The following is a 17880-nucleotide window of genomic DNA, read 5'->3' as shown; positions in this document are numbered from 1 at the left end:
GACCTGCGCCCGACGGCCGCGGCGTGTCACCGAACTTCGAAATCGCGCAGATCGATGCCCATATCCTCGGCTTTGCGGCACAGTTCGAGGCCATCCATGTCCTCGATATCCATGGTGTCGAGCAGCGCGGCGGGAAATCCGCCGAACGCCGCGGTGCCGGTGCGGTCGATCAGGTAGTCGCGCAACTTGTCGACGTCGATCGTAGCCATAAAACCTCCCATCGAAGCGGGCGGATGGGGCCGGGCGGAACCGTGCTGCGGCGCCGTCCGGCCCGAGCGCGCCCTTACAGCCCCAGCGCTTTGCGGGCGGCGGCGACGGCGTTGCCGGTCTCGTAGAACTCGGCGCTCACCGATCCGATGAGCTCCGGCGCGATGTTCTGCAGATCGGAAATAGAGCTCATGGGCAGCAGGATGCGATGCGCCCCCGCGTTCTTGGCCACGCGCATGACGTCCTCTAGGTTGGCGACCGCTTCGAGCGTGCCTGAGATGCGCAGGATGCCCGGGATGGCAAGACCCGTCATGACGGGGCGGTTTGCCGCGGCGGAGCACAGTCCCACGAACTCTGCGAGCGAGAGCTCGGCCGAGAGGCCCTTACCCTGGATGTCGTTGTAGTACAGCAGGTAGTCTTTGGTATTGATACGCATGCCGGTGGCGAGTTTGGCGGCGTTTTGCTTGAATTGCTGGAACGCCGCGTCCAGCGAGTCGTTCACCGGTTTGTTGTAGCCGATGCCCTCGGTGCGGAACTTCATCTCGCCCGCGATCGCCTTGTTCTCGAGCTTGTACACGGCGGTTTCGTCGCTAAACGACGTGCCGATGGCAAAGACGTGGCCCGGCGGCAGCGGCGCGTCGGGGATGAGCGTGTCGTCTGCCTGCTCGGGCACAGTGACAGTCGTGGTCTCGGCAGGGTTCTCGGCGTCCACGTACCCCAAGGCGACGTCGATGAACTCGATGCCCGCCATGATCTTGAGCTGCTCCTTGACGCGTCGACGCCCCTCGATGGCATACTCGAGCAGCATACGCACGTCCTCCTTGTCCATCTGCCCGTCGGGGAAGACGAGCTTGGCCAGGCCGGAGAACGTCTTGCGGATGCCGATCTCGTCGCGGCGGTTGCATTCGCCGTTGAGACGGAAGTACTGGTCGATGTAGTGCGTGAAGTCGCGCCGGCGCATCTCGTGGCAGAACTCCGACAGGCAGTCGGTGATTAGGCTGTAGCGGCCTGTGAGCAATTCCGAGCGCATCTTGGGAACCTCCCAGCCGGGCAGGTAGCAGTGGATGCGGTCAAAGAAGGCGCTGTCGTTGTTGAACTCCGGCGGGAACGGCTCGAACAGGTGCGTGGTCTTGAGGACGTTGGCCACCGAGTCGTTGATGTTGCCCTCGAACACCATGGACGCCTCGGCGTTGAACTGCTCGCGCCCGCGTCCGAACGTGCCGTTGGCCATGTAGCCCTTCATGATCTGGATGGCGTTCATATCCTTGTAGTGCATGCCCGCGACCTCGTCGAAGGCGATGCAGTCCCAGTGGCCCACCAGGCCGATGCCGCCGGTGCGCGCGGTGTTGTTGGCAAACAGCATGGCCGTGGTGATCTGTCCGCCTGATACGAGGTAGGAGTATGGTGAGACCTCGGTGTAGATATGCGACTTGCCCGTGCCGCGTGGCCCCAGCTCGCACAGGTTGTAGTTGAGCTCCACGAGCGGCACCATGCGCGTGAGGAAATGCAGGCGCTCGCGCGGGGTGAGCGCCTCAGGTTCGTAGCCGGCCGAGCGCAGGATGAGGGCGATCCATTCGTCGGTCGTAAAGCTCGAACGATGGGAGACCAGCTCGTCGATGTCGAGGTTGGGCATCTGGATGGGTGTCAGGCTCGCGATGTGGAACGGCGAGTTCTCCGGCCCCTTGCCGTTCTTCTGGGGCTTGGGCTTGATGGTGGCCGCCGGGTCGTCGCCGAACACGTCGGACAGCGGGTCCTCGGCGATGTCCTCGGGGCGCAGGTGCTGGATGCGCGCGATGCACCAGATGCCGCCCGTGAGCATCTTGGTGTACTGCCGCACGTATTCGTCGGGCATCACGAACGGCTCGATGGCCAGGTTGGAGAGGTTGGCGACGTAGATGTCGCGCCGCTCGTCCAGGTAGGCGCTCACCTTGTCGATGATGGTGTACTGGCCGAGCTCGCGGATGCGCGACTTGATGACCTCGCTGTCCTCGGTGCGCACGTAGTTGTCGGCCAGGATCTTGCGGATGCGGTCGAGGCCGGCCTCCAGGGCGTCGGGGTCATCGGTGGCGCAGTACATGCCGAGCAGGTATTCAAGGACGAAGGTCGGGATGCCCGCGCCGCGCTTCATGAGGGCGGTAAGGTCCTTGCGCACGATCTTGCCGGGGAAGTTGGCGATGATCTTGCGGTCGAGGTCGTCTTTCACATAGGGCGGGGCCGCCTGCCCCATGGGGGCGGTGGGGCTGGAATCAGGCGTTGCGGCAACAGGCGCGCCGGCGGTGTCTTCATTGATCATGGTTACCATCCAAAGTCGATCGAAGGGGCAAAGGAGACGCGGATGCGCAGATCACGCAGGGAGCGGACCTCACCGGTATCGGCGTTGCGCGCGAACAGGTGGTACAGCTCGTGTTCGGAGGTCTGAACGCCGGGTTTCAGGCTCATGGACACCCGGAACACGCGGGCCGTGGCATCCGAATCGGTGCGGTCGGCGACGATGCGCGCGGTGTCCGATACGGGCATGCGTGCGGTATCGCCCACGAAGATCTCGTAGGTGGCGGGCAGCATCTTGCCGCTGGCGGGCTCGTCCTGCAAAAACTCCAGGTTGAACAGGGTGTTGGAGATCACATCCAGCTGCGAGACGAGCGAGATGCCCACCGGCGTGCTCTCCACGTAGCCACGCGTGCCGGCGCGTTTGTTGGTAAAGCGCAGCACCGGTACGCAGAGTTCTTGTAGCGAGATGCCGCCATGTACGTAGTTCTCGCCACCGCCGGACATGCGGATGCGCACGCATTCGCGCGGTGCGAAGCCGGTGAGGGCGACCGTACCGCTGTCGGCAGTCGGCGTATTCGGTGTCGGCAGCGCGATGTTCACGAGCGGGTCGGACGTCGCGCCGCCGCGTGCGATCACGTAGCGACGGCCCGCCTCCACCACGGTACCGCGCACGTCCAACACGGTGGCGTGCTCGGATTCGGCGAGTGCCTCGGCGGTGTACAGAAAGCCGTGGTCGGCGGTGATGACGATACGCGCCGCCTTGAAGTCGCGCACGATGGTTTGAACGCAGGCGACGAGCTCCTCGATCGCCTCGCGGCATCCGGTGAACACCTTGCGCTCGGTTGCCCGCTTATCACCGTAGGCGTCGATCGTGTCGTGGTAGACGTAGACGACCTGCGCATCGCCGATGCGCGCCAACCGCTGGGCGCGATCCATGTTGTTGATGAAGTCGTCGTACCGGATGGCCACGCCATCAGGGTAGTGCTTGCGGATGGCCTCCTGCCGAGCGGCGCACGTGACCGCTTCGGTGCCGTCGGCGTATACCGCGAGCGTCGGCCTGCCGTTCGCATGTCCTTCGCCCATGGCAAAGGAACTTGCCGGCAGCAGCGCCGTCATGCCGCACTTGGTGATGCTGGGGAAGGACGCCTGCGCAGCGTCGAGTTCGCACACGCCGCGCGTCTCGCGCTCCAGACGCTCGGCAAGCTCGGTCGCGACCTCGTAGCGCAAGGCATCCGATACGATGACCCAGGCGCGCTTGTTGGCGCGCATCATGGGTTCGACCTCCGCCATGCCAAAGTCGACTTGGCGTGGGATGCCGTTGGCGTATCCCAGACGCGCGAAGTCGTCGGCGCAGGCATGGGTCCAACGGCGCGCGAGCCTTCGTAGATACCAGTTCTTGTAGAAGTCCTCCATCGCGGCGCAGCAGTCGCGGAAGTCCTCGTCCAACTCGTATTCACCGCGAGTGATCGCCCGCGCGAGGGCGCCGTGCAGATCGCGGTACCAGCGATCCATGCAGTACCATGCGCGCGTGTAATCGCGCCACACCTGCGTGGGATTGCCGTCTGCGGGGTCGCCTTCGTGATCGCGGAAAAAGCGCCGCATGTTGGCGGCGGCCGTTACACCCTCGTAGAAAAACGAGAGGTTCGCGTACCACGTTGAGCTGTGGCGTGCTGCGGCGAGCGCCAGAACCTCGTCGACACCATCCGCGCCGGCGGTCAGCGTGGCAAAGAGGCGACGAAGGATGATGGCGTCGATGCAGGGGAAGATGTCGGCTTGGGTAAGCACGGAGGGCTCGACGTCCGTGAGGATACGCTCCACCCCCAGGCTGTCCTCGACGACGCCGCACAGCGCGAGCAGGTCGCCGCGCTGCTCGCCGCGTGCCCACTCGTGTACGAGCGCATGGCTAAACGACGCATGCTCTGCGGAGCAGCAGCGCTCAAGGGGCCCGAGCGCATCGATGGGCGCCTGCATGGCAAGAGCGCTCACCAGTACGTGCTGGGCGAGTGCTATGGTGTCGGTCACGTCGCCGGTAAAGCCCGTCCACGCTGTCGTCGCCGCTTTGAACGACTCGGCGGCACCGACTGCGGCGAGCATGTCGAGTGCTTCTGCACCACCTTCGGCCGCGGCTGCGATCAGGTAGGCGCGCAACACCGCTTGGGCGGTTGCCTCCTCGGCACCCAGGGCCGCGGCCATGACGGCAACCTCAAGGTGGGCGGGTGCTTCGTAGCTCTCTGCAAGACGCGCGATCTTTTTGATGTTGGTCTTCTTGGCGAAAAACGCCTTGTGGGCGCGAAGCGCCTCGCGCATATCTGCCGTGTCCGCCGCCCCCAGCTCACGCAGCTGGATCGATGCGTAATCGGCGGCAAACGACGCCGCACGCGCCTCGATATCGGCCAGCCAGTCGCCATCCAAACGGCGGCTGCGCTGGCGATAGAGCAGGATGCGCCTGCCGGATAGGTTGTCGTTCAGCAGGCGCTTGAGTGCAAAGAGCCTGTTGTGCTCCTCGTGCACGACCTCGACGCCGGGCAGCTCAAGTGCATCGACCGTCTCGGCAAATTCCCCATCGGGGTCGTGCCAGACCACGATGGTGCCGCCCTGGGCGGGGTCGCCCGCGCCAAAGAGCCGCTGCAGCTCGGATTGGATATCGGTGGTTCTCACGTTGTTGCTCCTCAAGGTGGAATCGGTATAGTCAGGTAGGGAGATCGGCGTCAGTGTTCAAGGGAGCTGACGTGCACGTTGGCGACCAATTGGTCTACGTCCATATTGCCGAGCAGATAGCATTTCCAATCGGATTTGGCCGCCCTATCACAATCGTCCGACCCGGCGATATCGAAGAGCGCGACATGAGCATGCTCCCAGGTGAGGAGCGGGGAGATAAGGTCGCTGTCACCCTGGAGAGCGAGTTTCGCTCCGAGTAGTGGGTGCTCATAAGCGCTGCCGCGCATTGCATCTTTCAGCTGCTTAAGCGCTTGAGATTCCACGTTTGAAGCATGTGATGCCATAAGCTCTTTCCAGAGACGGAAGAACTGTCCTTCATGCTGAGTTCCTCGGTCAACGATGGCCATAGTGGAGCCAAGGAAAAGTTCGGTAGATCCACGGTACTTCACTTTCGTCTCTACCGGCTCAGTGTTTTTAGTTTCAATTCCAAGGGTCTCGGCGACTTTTTCATCGTTGCCAAGAAAGTATTCCTCTATGAGATCCCAACGAGCGGCATCGGTCATTTCCTTATTGAAGAATCTGGTTATGACTTCTGAGGCATACCTGTGGCGTTCGGTCATCTCGCGTAGCACGCGATTTTTAAACCTATCATCGGAAGCAAGCGCATGGAGCTTTTTGGGATCGTTAAGACGAATGAAGATTTCCGGTTCGTCACCGCCGTGCGCCTCATAGTTCGCAAGGTCTAGCACTTCGAGAAGTTCGGCGGTTTCATAAATCCTTCCTGCGCTTCGCGCATTGATATAACGAGAGAATGCTTTATTTGAATTTGGTCTAACTGCCGAGAATCGCTTCATCAAATCAGCTTCGAGATTCAAGACGTCGCCGTATTTCAGCTTATACGTTGTCGTTTGAATCATACCGGTCTGCTTGCCAGAGGAACGCTTGCAAACGACTTTCATGGAAGAACGGCTTTTGCCATTGAACGTGTGGTCTGTTGGATGAATAAAGAGCCTTAAGAGAAGCTCAGCATGAGGAAGGGCCGGAGCGTTCGTCCCGAGTTCTTGTTCAAAGATCGATTTGAACTGTTTGGTATCGAAGAAACCCTCACGTGCAAGCTTCTTGAACGTTGAATCGAGTGCGTGCGCATAGGTCGAGAAGAACGCTTCTGTTCGCTCTTCGCTTTCTTTATACGTGATTTCGAGCTTTACGCGAGATGAGATTGAACCCTCTCCGACAAAGTCTAGTAGTTCGCCCGTGAATAGGCGTCGTTTGAAATCTGCAAACGTATATTGGGGGAATTGCTCCTCCCACATCTTTGCGGCTTCGAGTTCGAAAATAGCTCCAGCATCGGCAATGTGTACGCTCTGTTGTCCTGGATGGTTTTCGATACGTTTCTTTCCCTCGCTTATCCGACGGACATATAGACCGTATCTAGAGAGGAAGGTATGCTCTATGTCTCGCTCAATGCAGATGAAGCATTTTGTGAACGTTGGCTTGGGTCGTACGATGAGTACGGGGAATCCGTAACGCTCTTCCAGGTCTTTTGAAATCATCATGAGGGCTGACTTTGTTCGATTTACCCTCGCCGTATCATCCTTTTCATCGGGGAAAAGATATGAGAACGAGTTAGGCGACACTAGAAGATTTTGAGAGCGTTTGTCTCGAGGTTTGCTCGAGTAGACCTCGTATAGCTTCTCCATGATGTCGCGAAGCTGCCAGTCGTAGAATCGAGAAAGATGGTAGAGCTGATTGGCGTAGGATGAATCGGAATGGAAGAAGTCGATAGACGCAGTGGCCTTAAGAGAAGTTTTTCGGGCGCCGCGACCGATTTCCTGGACGTAATCGCAGAGATTTCCTGTCGGTGCATAGTGGTAAACATCGGTAATGTCGTCGACGTCTACGCCCATGCCAAAAGCTTTGGTGCTGACAAGAACCAAGCAGTTGCGTTGCTTGAATGCAGTCTCGACCATCTTTTTGTACTCTTTATCCATTCCACCATGGAATCCGAGAACCTTGCTACTTCCTGGAAAGATTGCTGTAGCTGCTTCAGTAACTGCTTCAACATGCGATCTGTATGGACAATAGATAATCGAGTGAGAGTCTTGCTCTACAAACCGTCTTGTCGCCTCAACGGCAAGCTCGGTTTTAACTTCATCGATGCGGCCGACGTATCTGCTCTTGAGGACGCGTCGTATATCGAACGAGATATCGTCGCGTCGAGGATTTCCGAGCAGGATATACGGCGAGATAAGTTCGAGATCCCGGACGGTTTGAAGAACCATATCGTCCTTGCCGCCATAGACTGCTGTTGCCGTCATGCAGAAGATGGGAAAATTCATACCTTGTTTTCTTATTTTGGCGAGGTAGGAACCCAAATACCAGTAATCAGGTCGGAAGTCCTTTCCCCACGAGGTGACAGTATGGACCTCATCTATAACCACGAGCGCCAAGCGTCTGCCACCAAGGATGTCGTCGAGCGAAGAGCCGAGGAGCAGCTCGGGAGATAGATAGACAATCGAGGCGGACCCATTGCGGATTCTCTCGTAGGTAGACTGGCGCTCGCCGTAAGTGAGGTCAGAATTGATGGCAACCACGTTGGTTACCCCACGAGATCGCAATGATTTCACCTGGTCGCGCATAAGGGCTTTAAGCGGCTCGATTACCAGGGTGATGGCATGGTGAGCTTCTGCGAGATATAGCGCGGGCAGTTGGAAGAGCAGGGATTTGCCTGCACCGGTAGGTGCTGTGATGAACATGTCTCGATAATCATTAGAGCCTTTAAGCGCTCGCTCTGCTTGCTCCACGGCGAAGTCTGAGATTTCACCCTGAGAGAATTCGCGCATCTTATTATCAATGTCCGGATTTTCATACATTTGCAGCTTTCGGTATCGCGCGTCGGCTCCCCAGTATTTTCTGAGCAGGGAAAGCAGGCGTTCGCCGTCGCCCGTCGGTTGGATATCAGTTTCGCTGATGAATTCAATGGAGGCTTTTACATGGAAAGCAATGCTAGCAATGCACTTCAGAACAGAAGCGGTTGCCGTTGCCAGTTCAGTACCTCCGGAAACTACAATTGATGCATTTGGAATAACCCCGCAGGAGAGTTCGAGGCAGAGACCGATGAGGTCGTTACTGTCAGCTTTTATCTGCTCGTATGATGGGTGGGTGCGCGAAGGCTCGAAGGCGGATGACGGGAATAAGGGTTTCTCGACATATTGGATGGCTGACCGATCGAGCTCAATCGGCGTAACGAGCCAGCTGTCTTTGCAGGGAGTTGCGCTTGCATAGAACTTGCCGAGGACGCAATCATCGTCGGTTTTAGAATCTTCTATTGCTTCTGCAAGATGCGAGAGTTCTTGTTGAGAGACGGCGCTTGGGATCGGAGAACCATCAGGAAATAGGTTGTTCTTAATGATGACGATATCACCAGAGAACACGTCTCCCAATGAGGCGCGAATAGGAATGACCTGCTCATATAGAAGGATTAATGGTTGGTCAAGAGTCAAGAGGGAGACGATAAGATCCTTTCTGTTTTCCTCGATGCGTGAAACGTCGAGCTCGTCCTGCCCATTCAGCAGCGATGAAACGCTCGGGGAAATATGGTTCGCCTTAAGTGCCGCGCTGATTTGGAAAGACGTGAAGCCCTTAAGAAGTAGCAGCGTCGGGGACTCTTCGTGCTGCCGAGAGATCTCGTCGATTCGTGAAGAGATGAAATGGAAAAGGTTGCTGCGAATCTGATCGTCGGGTGTCATGTCGTTCCCCTTACTTGATTTTCGCGAGCACGTCGCCGAATTTCGGGTAGTTGACCTTCACGCCGTCGTCGAGGTCGATGGCGATCATCTGGTCGGCGAGGCGATGGATCTTCTCCTCGAACTTCGTGAGCTCGGCGGCCTGGTCGGTGACGCGCTTCTGCTCCTTGACGAGGGCGGCGCGGCGGCGTCCCTCGACGGTTTCCAGCTCGTTTTGGATGTTGTCGAGCATGCTCGCGTAGCGCTGCTGCAGCGGCAGCACGTAGTCCGTGCGGATGCGCGCCATGAGGTCGGGTTGGTGGCGGTGCATGTAGATGAGGGCGCGGAAGCTGCCCTTCTTGCCGGCGTCCAGCAGCCAGTAGATGGGGCGCTTTTTGTACGTCTTGCAGTGGTCGGCGAAGAACTCCTTCTGGAAGTACGCGCGCACGGTCTCGCGCGGGGTGCCCTTGGCGGCGGGGGAGAGGGCATCGGCTACGAAGCGCAGGTTCTCCTCGAGCGTCTCCGCACCGTAGGCCGCCACGAGGAAGCGCTCGAAGAGCGTGCAGATGTCGTTTTCGAAGTAGGTGTCGTCCGTGATGGGCAGGACGTTGTCTGCCACGGGCATGAAGCTCACGTGCGCGGGGTCGGGCATTTTGGCGAGGTATTCGTTCACGGTGTCGCCCTGGTTGGCGAGCACTAGGCCGTCCACATCGAGTGAGTAGCGGCCGAACATGCAGCCCACGGCATAGGAGATGAGCGAGACGATCTCGTCGCGCATGGTGCGGACGTAGTTGTTGCCTTTGAAGCTCTCGGGGATCTCGTCGGCCGTGTCGAAGATCCGCGCGACCGAGACGTACTTGTCCTCGACCTCGATGGGTACCTCGCCCACCATGTTGTAGATCTCCGCAAAGATGCGATTGAGCTCTTCTTCGTTGGCTTTAAGCTGGTCGAAGCGCGCATTGACCTCGGCCTTGTGCGCCTCGTACTTGTCACGGATGAGGGTTGCCATGGGTTCTCCTAGCAGTTTGTTTTTGCGCTTTGATCTGAAAGATCAACGCTCGGCTGTTCGCGTACATTGAGCAAGTTCGGGCAGTCTTGGACGCCGATTACGGGCTCATCAACATCACCCAAGAAGGCGTCCGCATCAAAATTGCGCGTCCTGAAGAACATGATGTCGAACGAATCTTCTGACATGAGAAATTGGTCACGAATATCCCAGATCAGTCGTGCCACGAGGCTGAAGAACTGCGGTATACCTTTCTCAAGTCGTGGGTCGAAATAAACCTGATAGCAGTTTTCTGTGCCCCTCCAAGAGAATGCGCCAAGACATCCGATGAGGTAGCAGAGTGTGATGCCGGTAAGGTCGCCTTCGGGAAGCGCCTGCTCGATTCCGCTCGCAATTCTACTGCGTGGAACAAACAGCAATTCGTCCTTCTCGATTTCTGTTAGCACAACCCCGAAGGTATTGGCCGTTTCGTTCATCAAGGTGTTGAGTGCATCGTCGCTGAGGTTTTCAGCTTGGGAAGCGTTAACGTTGACGTTGGTAATCGTATGGTGCCTGCCGTCCCACGCAATGTCTTCCGAATCGAAGAAGAACGTTCTTTGAGCCAAAAGGTTACATATTACCGTGGGCGAATCGTACTGATCGGGGGCGATTTGACCCGCAAGAATCTTTCGAGCGCGCGCGCTCATTGAAGACTGTTGTTCAGCAGGCTCGAGCCTTCCTTCGAGCCCCTCTGCTTGGTCGCCGTCCTCGGTCACAACGTGACTTTGAAGCTCTGAATCACTCTGGCTCGCGAAGTGGTTGATAGCGTCCCGAATGATTCCGCTTGCATCAACTTCAATCACTGTTTCGTTTTTCTTTTCTGTGCCGTATTCGTCGAAGCCAAGCAAAACAAGGGCATGCGAAATCCTCTCAAGTAGTCCTCGCTGCCTCGGTGAGGGAACGCACAGCTTTTCGAGCTCTTCGGCGGAGAGGGCGGAGTCGTAGAACATATCGCTGGAGATAATAAACTTGTCGCCGATTTCTTCCAGCATGCTTTTGCAGGTAAATCGGTTGAAAATCTCTTTCGAACGGTCAACGCGCGCCCATTCTTCTATAACATCGACGAAGCGAACGGCGATGGGAACGCAGGCGTCAAAAAACTGCGACAGAGCGATTATTCCAGAGATGTTCCGCGCCCGACTTCCCGCCGCGGGATTGAGAGCCTCGCAGAAACGCGCTCCGGCGCCCAATACCGAATTCCTTAAGTAAGCTAGTTGATCCATTACGGTCATGAAGACTTCACGATACGAAAATGAAAAGTCATTCGAGCGGGCAAGGAATCTCTCCTCCAGCTGATCGAGACAGGTTGGCACCGTGGATCCGCTAGCCTCTACCGTACGCGCCAAATTGTCAACAAAGGTTCGAGCCTGCTCGTACGTAACGTCTCCCGGGTCATAGAACGTGACGCGGGCGTAATCCTGCCCGATGAGCGAGTAGGGGTAGATGTAGAACTCAGAGCACTCCTCATCGGCTGTTGGAACCTGCACAACGGCACAACGACAATTTCGGGCCTGGACCTCGTGCATCTCAAGAGTAAAGTCGGAACGGCAGCTTCGCGCTTCATAATTGAGCGACCATAGGGCTGGATCCACGCCGATTTTCTGCATATTAGAGGCGTAATCGTCGGGAACCGGCGCATCGCCGTACAGGATCGCGATGTTCGAATCCACCCCCTCGCCAGCATGCTCCTCCGGCACCAGGACGAATGCGCGGCCGCTGGTATCTTTCTCGCTTACCCAACCGTCGGGAATGGCGAGGGAGAAGGTGCTGCCCTGGGCGCGCGGTGCGTCCGCGCGAACGGAGTACTTCGATTTCGCGTTGAAGGCCGGGGCGTCCTCCGCGGGCGGAAACATCATGGTGAGGCCTTCGAACTTCTGGTAGAACGTCCTCGTCTGCTCGAGAAGGTCTGCGCCGGCCTTCTGCTGCGCAACCGGACGGGGAGCTTCATGGGGCTCACGGGTGTCGACGGATTCTGCGGTATTACGCTTGGATTTTGCACGCTCCGCCTCTACCGCCGGAGCAGCTTCCGGCTGCCCCGCCCCCACGCTCGCCGGCTCTTGCTCCGGCTGCACCAGAGCCTCGGGAGCAAGTTGCTCGATAACCTCATAGAACGCGTCTGGCCTCTTCTCGAAATCTTTCCAGGCCTTGCTCGAGGAAACCAGCTCGTCTTCGAGCTTCTTGATTTTGGAGCCGCGCGACAGCGAAAGCAGCCACGCGCCGTCCTTGGTGTCGAGGTATGCGCGCGCGGCGTCCATGGCGCCGGAGGCCGCTTGCACGTGATCGTCGTCGGTAAGCAGCCAGTCGATATCATCGGTCGCGAACAGCAGGTCGTCCGTCTGCTGTGCAGACAACGCGTCTTGCCCCGCCAGCGCCTCCTGAGCCTTATCGAGAAGCTTGCCCAGCTCGATATGCGCCCCCACGGTGCGGACGAGCCTCGTGGCGGCCTCGCCCTGCTCGCGAGCGGAAAGGTGCAGGCTCCAGCAGCTGCGCGCTTCAGCGACGATCGGATCCAAATACTTCTCGATGGCGCTGCGGGTCTTCGCACCCACGCCGGGCAGCTCACCGCGTTCCGGCGCGTTGAGACGCTCATACAGATCTGCAAGCGTGTGGACACCCGCGTCCCGCAGCTTCTTAATCTGCGCACCCGTCTTTGCCTCCGCCAGCTCCTCGATGGGGTGCTGCGCGAGCTTCGCGAGAACGTCGCTCTCCTTCAACTCCTCTATCGCTGCGGGAATGGAGTCCGCCACAGCCTGCTGGGCTGCAGAGACGCCGCGCCGCACGCCGGAGATGCCTTCGAGCTCGTCCAGCACCTGCTGCACCGCATCCGAGTAGAACGGCCTGCGAATGCCGCCGTTAAGCTCGAAATCCCCGAGCTGCGCATGCAAGCAGCGCAGGACGTCGTTCCGCGTGGTTTCGCTGTGCCGGAAACTATAGAGAACGTCCTCTTTGATGAAGTACGTCTGCGTTGATTTCTCATGCCAGAACTCCAAATCGAAGACGATGCCCGCCACGTTGATGCTCTTCAGCTCGTCAAGGGCGTCGAATGCCTCCTGCTTGGCCTGGGCGTTCATAAAGAGGCGCGACAGCCCGCCCTGCAGCGCGGGCTCGGCTGCCTTTGCGTCGCGCTCAATGGTGGCTTTCAAGGCCTTCCACTCGGATAGGGGCTTGTCGAGAATCTCTTCGTGAAGCCAACGCTTGTACCCCGCAAAGATGAGGTCTTCGAAGGCGTCGTCAAACTCGTCGATCCCGGCCGCTGCGCGCACCCGCTTATAGCATTCCTGGACATTATATGTTCCGGAGCGCGTCTCGATCACCGCATCCGTACCGGATGTCGCCGCGAGGTAGAGGTTCGAAGCGGTGCCGCCCTTCTTCCCCGCCGCGGGCGTGCGGTACTTGCCCGGACCCGTGCGTACGAGCGAAATGCACCTGGGAAGCTCATTGCCGCCCTGGTCGAGCAGCTTTTTATAGAGATCTGCTATCTCCAGTTCATACTCCAGGCGCTCGCGAATGATCCCGCCGATAGCGACTGCGGCCGCGTTCGCAGACGCGATGATCTCCTGCGCTTCGATGTTCGAGTACGAGCTTGCCATTCTATGCCGCCTTTCTGTATGGAGAACATATGTTCGTATCTATCATGGAGAACATGTGTTCGTATTTTGGTATGATTGAATTGCCGAACCGGCGTGTGGTATAAAGTAGATGGTTCTCTTTTCGGAGAGGCCTCCAAGTGCCGGGGACGTTTTCCCCGGCTTTTTTCTTGGAGTGGTTTATATGGCAGAGCTGAGTATTTTTGTCGATGAATCCGGCAGCGATGACTTGCGAGAGCCCTATTACCTGCTTACTCTGGTATTCCACAACCAAGATGCGAGCGTCCGAGAATCGATCGGCCTTTATGAGCAGAGTTTGATAGCTCGAGATATGCCGAATATCCCTTTCCATGCAACGCCCCTCATGACCGGGCATTGCGAGTATGAGGGACTTGCGCTCGAAACCCGAAGTAGGTTGTTGAATGCATTTAGAGTATTCGTGAGACATCTGCCTATTCGCTATAAGTTGTTTGAATTCAGAATGAAAGAGTTTGGATCGAAAGACGACATGTCTCGCGCTATGCGAAAACGGTTCGTAGAGTTCTTCTTTGACAATCTCAGCAGTTTTCAGGCATTTGACGAAATCAAGATTTATTACGATGGCGGACAGGGCTCCATTACAGATGCCCTGCATAAAGCGGTAGACCTTGTTTTCTTTAAGAGTGCAGTCGTATACCGATCCGCAACGGCTTCTGAATACAGGCTCTCTCAGGTTGCCGACTACATTTGCACTCTCGAGCTCGCTGCAAGAAAGTATCGTGATCATCGGCTTACGCCTACATACGAAAAGTTCTTTGGAGGTTGGCAGAAATTCAAAAAGGGACCATACAAAGAACTTCTCAAACTCCGGATGGAATAAGCGGAGTGTAGAGACACGTTGGATAAATCCATCGCTTGCCCATTTCTGGTGCTCATGCTCGCGTTCGGGATAAGAACTCAAACGTATGGGGATGAAAAGAATGGCTCCTATTGCAGGGTGCAATTCAGTTTTTTGTACACTGACTTTACGGGCTTGCTGCCGACGGGTAGTAAGGTCGAGATGCCGTACGCGCAGATGTGCTGGCATGGTCTGACCGTAAGGGCGGGCTTCCAAGGGCTGGGGGATCCCCCCGGTACGGGGCAACGCGCTACAACCCCCTAGTGGAAAAGGCGACGAAGCGCGCAACTCGCCTTTTCTGCGACTTGCTTTCGGGCTTCTCCGTTCATTCAACTTGCAGATCAAATCACCGTGACAATCAAGGTTGAGATGGAAGATGGCATCGGCAAAATAAGGCATCATAATTACCGCTTACCGCTCTTTGATGGTACGAGTTTCTTCTTTTTGCTGCGTAGATCGTTAATCAATTTTGCCCAGCTGAGCAGTGTTGATTCTTTTAAAATTGCTCGTCCTCTAATTGAGCCATTCTTTCGGTTTTCTAGGACAAAGTAGTGTTCTCCTTTGTAGGTTGAGATACGAAATCCCCCATGAGCAAAGGCGTTTCTGATGAAATAAAAAAGAGCTTCTGTTTTGCCCAGCCCGTTTTTTACTGTATGAATGGCGAATTCAAATGAACAATCGTATCTATCCAGACGATCAAGGCTCTTCAAATCTTTTTCAATGGATTTAATGGTTGTCTTTTTCCAGTCATGGCCATCGGCCGCGGGAAACCCGCTATGTTTTCGCATTTCAGCCTGAAGCGTTTTGTACTTAGATTTTTCAATCCCCATCAAGGCAAACGGCACGCCCTTTTCTGATGTGTTCGGAACAGGTGTTTCCCAGAGGTAGAATTGGACGATCTTTTGCAAGCTACTATTTGTTTCTCCGGACAGTTTTACACTGCATTTAAAAGACCATTTATTAGACATAGTAATCACACCAGCGGATTGCGCTTGAAGTCCCAAGAGGTTTCTTGAGAGTCCCAGTCGGATCGAGCAATCTGAATGCATCGGGATACGAGCTCGTTATAAAACTTGGCGTGCCCCAGATGCGGCACGGGAAAGGATCCAACAACTCCACTGCTCCAGTTCAGTGTAGGATTAATCATTTTTGAAAGAGATCGTATGGAGCTGGAATTAAGCAGCCCTAATAAAACGAGTGAATCTTCGCCTCTGGGATAGCAAGCAGGACCAGCATCTCCCATTACAAAGTCATTGGTGTCGATAATACGAAAACTAATGTCGCCGGAAGTAACTAGAGACCAAAAGATGCATGGCTTAAAGTAGTCGGCCACATTTACATTGCCCGCTCGCCGTGATTCACGGATTTCTTTGCCATTTGAATGCCACCGAATAACATAGTCGCGATTCCCGTACCACCTGCGGAAAGCGCCGCCCTTGCAATAGGGCTTGAAGCTAGTCCCGATTTTGCAATGGCTTATCTCAAACCACCGCTTAAGGAAATAATCATTGTTTCCGGTAAACATGCCTTTTCTTGTGGGGGCTATTTTTTTGAGAGGTTCAAGGCTTTTGAATACTTGCATCGCAGCTTCGCTCGCCCAATAGGCGATGGGGGAGCCAGGGATGTCGTGGAAGGTGGTGGCGTCGGCTCGGTAGAACCAGCCGCAGGTGGGGTTGTGGATGGCTTCGAGGAGCTTCTCGCGCTTGGGTTCGCTGCCGTTGATGTCAACCAGTCGCGCATAGGCACCCTTTACCGGAGTTTTGCCGTTGAAGAGGACGTCTGCCGTGACGGAGACGACCTCACCGCCGATGGCGTCGAACGCGCGCGGCCCCAGGTGCGCCATGGTGAGGATCGTCTTCTCGTCGATGATGCGCTTGCGCATCTTCTCGAAGCTGCCGAGGAACATCCACGACTGCATCGTGACCATGGCGGCGTAGCCGTTGTCGTGTGCAAGTGAATAGCCGCGTTCGATAAACGCCGTGCACAGATCCTTGCAGCTGTCGGGGTACCGTTTCTTCATCCACTTGCTCATGAACGGGTTGAAGCTGCTGCTGCCCATGTAGGGCGGGTTGGCGACGACTACGTCGAAGTGGCGGGAAAGTGTCTCGCAGACGCTCTGCGCGCAAGCGAGCCTTTTTGCGTTGTTGGCAAGAAGCACGTCGCCGGTTTCTGTCGCCACGTGTGCGCAGACCTTAGCGTCGTCTCGCAGACATCCCAGTTCGCCTTCATCGATGGCAAGCAGGCTGCCGATCTCGCCCAGGTGCGTCAGGCTTTCCAGCAGGCCGGTATGCTTGTGACTCACGAGCGCGCTTGTCTCGGGCAGCTCGTCGGCGCTGAGCTCGATGTTCGACAGCGTGCGCACGTCGGCCACGATCCCGCGCCCGAAGAAGCGCCGATCGTGCTCGCGAGCGCACAGGGCCAGCGCCAGCTGGGCGATCTGCGCGGCGCGCTCGTCGATCTCCATGCCGGAGAGATTCTTGGTCAAGATGAGTTCGGGAATCTCGCGCTCGCGGTAGCCGCGCTCCTCGTACATTGCCATGAGCATCTTGAACGCGTACACGAGGATATGACCCGATCCGCACGCCGGGTCGCAGAACGTGATGTCCTCGGGGCCGGAGATGCGAATGAAGTCCTCGTGCTCCTGGTCGGGTTCGATGTAATACTCCATGAGCCGATCAGCGGGGTTCTCGGCGCTGGCCCGTTCGCGCAGGCGGCTATCGGGGAAGTTCAGCATCCACAGGCGACCGAGCGAATTGTCCACCATGTAGCGCACGATCCAGTCGGGCGTGAAGAGCTGGGTTGCCGGCGCGATGTCCTCCGGTGCGGCCTTGCGCTTGGACTTGAAGAAGTCGGCCTTGAGGTCGGCGTTGTAGAATTGGTACATCCAGCCCAGCGCCTCGACGTCGTCCCACGCCCGCTCGGGGATGTCGGCCACCAAATGGTGCAGCACGTTGTGTTCGCCCGGGATGAGCAGGCCGTCCGGCAGCATGAGGGCGTCGGTATCGTCCACGTGGTCAAACACGGCGGGAAGAGCATCGGCTAGCTGGTTGCACTGGGCGATAAGGATTATGCGGAACAGCTCGGCATCTTTGCCCTCGGCGGCAAGGTCGAGCGCGCGATCGCGGTCGAGTTCGGGCAGGTCGAGCTCACCTACGGCGCGCAGGCACTCAGGGTCAAATGAGCCGTCGACTGCCGAGAACATGCGTACGCGGCTGGGCAGGTAGCCGTGGAGCTCCATGTACCTGATGCCGGCAAAGCGATTGAACCACGTGTATGCCTCGCGCTCAAGGAAGGCCTCGTAGCCCAGCTCGTCGATGAGGGCGATGAGGTTGTCGCGTTGTGTAAGCTCATCGTCTGTGAGCACCACGTTGTTGACGATGCGCGAACCGCGCGGGGCGCTGGCGCGGCCGACCCCGTCCAGACCGCAGGCGATGCAGCGGTTGCGGACAGCGTCGACCAGCTCATCGCGCGCCCATGGGCAGAACTTCTCAAGAACCTTGGTGTCCATCTGCG

9 protein-coding genes are annotated in these 17880 nt (G+C 57.3%); 1 reads left to right on the top strand and 8 read right to left on the bottom strand.

From position 1 onward, the window contains the following. Positions 1–26 precede the first annotated feature (26 nt). From QUW00_RS00090 to QUW00_RS00065, 6 genes are all read right to left on the bottom strand, one after another. On the bottom strand, positions 27–209 hold the full coding sequence (locus QUW00_RS00090) for a hypothetical protein (protein WP_289612378.1): 183 nt from the start codon (positions 207–209) through the stop codon (positions 27–29). A gap of 74 nt (positions 210–283) precedes the next feature. After that, on the bottom strand, positions 284–2500 hold the full coding sequence (gene brxL, locus QUW00_RS00085) for a BREX system Lon protease-like protein BrxL (protein WP_289612377.1): 2217 nt from the start codon (positions 2498–2500) through the stop codon (positions 284–286). A 2-nt stretch (positions 2501–2502) separates the two neighbouring features. After that, positions 2503–5133: a BREX-1 system phosphatase PglZ type A gene (gene pglZ / locus QUW00_RS00080; RefSeq protein ID WP_289612376.1), complete on the bottom strand. Its 2631-nt coding sequence runs from the start codon at positions 5131–5133 to the stop codon at positions 2503–2505. Positions 5134–5183: 50 nt separating this feature from the next. Further along, positions 5184–8882, bottom strand: a complete 3699-nt coding sequence (locus QUW00_RS00075; RefSeq protein ID WP_289612375.1) for a DEAD/DEAH box helicase — start codon at positions 8880–8882, stop codon at positions 5184–5186. 10 nt (positions 8883–8892) lie between these two features. Then, positions 8893–9867 carry a hypothetical protein gene (locus tag QUW00_RS00070; RefSeq protein ID WP_289612374.1) on the bottom strand — a complete coding sequence of 325 codons (975 nt, stop codon included), beginning with the start codon at positions 9865–9867 and terminating at the stop codon, positions 8893–8895. Between the two features lie 8 nt (positions 9868–9875). Further along, complete coding sequence (locus tag QUW00_RS00065; protein ID WP_289612373.1) at positions 9876–13493, bottom strand: hypothetical protein; 3618 nt, start codon at positions 13491–13493, stop codon at positions 9876–9878. 181 nt (positions 13494–13674) lie between these two features. On the opposite strand from QUW00_RS00065, the gene QUW00_RS00060 reads away from it, so the two are divergent. After that, positions 13675–14349 carry a DUF3800 domain-containing protein gene (locus QUW00_RS00060; protein WP_289612372.1) on the top strand — a complete coding sequence of 225 codons (675 nt, stop codon included), beginning with the start codon at positions 13675–13677 and terminating at the stop codon, positions 14347–14349. Positions 14350–14771: 422 nt separating this feature from the next. Here the strand turns inward: QUW00_RS00060 and QUW00_RS00055 are convergent, their stop codons facing one another. Both QUW00_RS00055 and pglX read right to left on the bottom strand, forming a co-directional pair. Next, positions 14772–15371, bottom strand: a complete 600-nt coding sequence (locus QUW00_RS00055; RefSeq protein ID WP_289612371.1) for a hypothetical protein — start codon at positions 15369–15371, stop codon at positions 14772–14774. Beyond that, positions 15341–17875, bottom strand: coding sequence for a BREX-1 system adenine-specific DNA-methyltransferase PglX (gene pglX, locus QUW00_RS00050; RefSeq protein WP_289612370.1), 2535 nt, complete (start codon positions 17873–17875; stop codon positions 15341–15343). The genes QUW00_RS00055 and pglX overlap by 31 nt, the downstream gene beginning before the upstream one ends. Positions 17876–17880 lie beyond the last annotated feature (5 nt).

This window comes from Collinsella tanakaei, from assembly GCF_030373545.1.
In the GTDB taxonomy this organism is placed as follows: domain Bacteria; phylum Actinomycetota; class Coriobacteriia; order Coriobacteriales; family Coriobacteriaceae; genus Collinsella; species Collinsella tanakaei_C.
The sequence above is the reverse complement of the archived record's forward strand: the minus strand, read 5'-3'. Positions and strand labels throughout refer to the sequence as shown.

What these genes read in the sequence shown, in the direction of transcription:
- QUW00_RS00090 (WP_289612378.1), bottom strand. Translation starts at nt 209, where the DNA reads ATGGCTACGATCGACGTCGACAAGTTGCGCGACTACCTGATCGACCGC.
- brxL (WP_289612377.1), bottom strand. Translation starts at nt 2,500, where the DNA reads ATGATCAATGAAGACACCGCCGGCGCGCCTGTTGCCGCAACGCCTGAT.
- QUW00_RS00075 (WP_289612375.1), bottom strand. Translation starts at nt 8,882, where the DNA reads ATGACACCCGACGATCAGATTCGCAGCAACCTTTTCCATTTCATCTCT.
- QUW00_RS00070 (WP_289612374.1), bottom strand. Translation starts at nt 9,867, where the DNA reads ATGGCAACCCTCATCCGTGACAAGTACGAGGCGCACAAGGCCGAGGTC.
- QUW00_RS00065 (WP_289612373.1), bottom strand. Translation starts at nt 13,493, where the DNA reads ATGGCAAGCTCGTACTCGAACATCGAAGCGCAGGAGATCATCGCGTCT.
- QUW00_RS00060 (WP_289612372.1), top strand. Translation starts at nt 13,675, where the DNA reads ATGGCAGAGCTGAGTATTTTTGTCGATGAATCCGGCAGCGATGACTTG.
- pglX (WP_289612370.1), bottom strand. Translation starts at nt 17,875, where the DNA reads ATGGACACCAAGGTTCTTGAGAAGTTCTGCCCATGGGCGCGCGATGAG.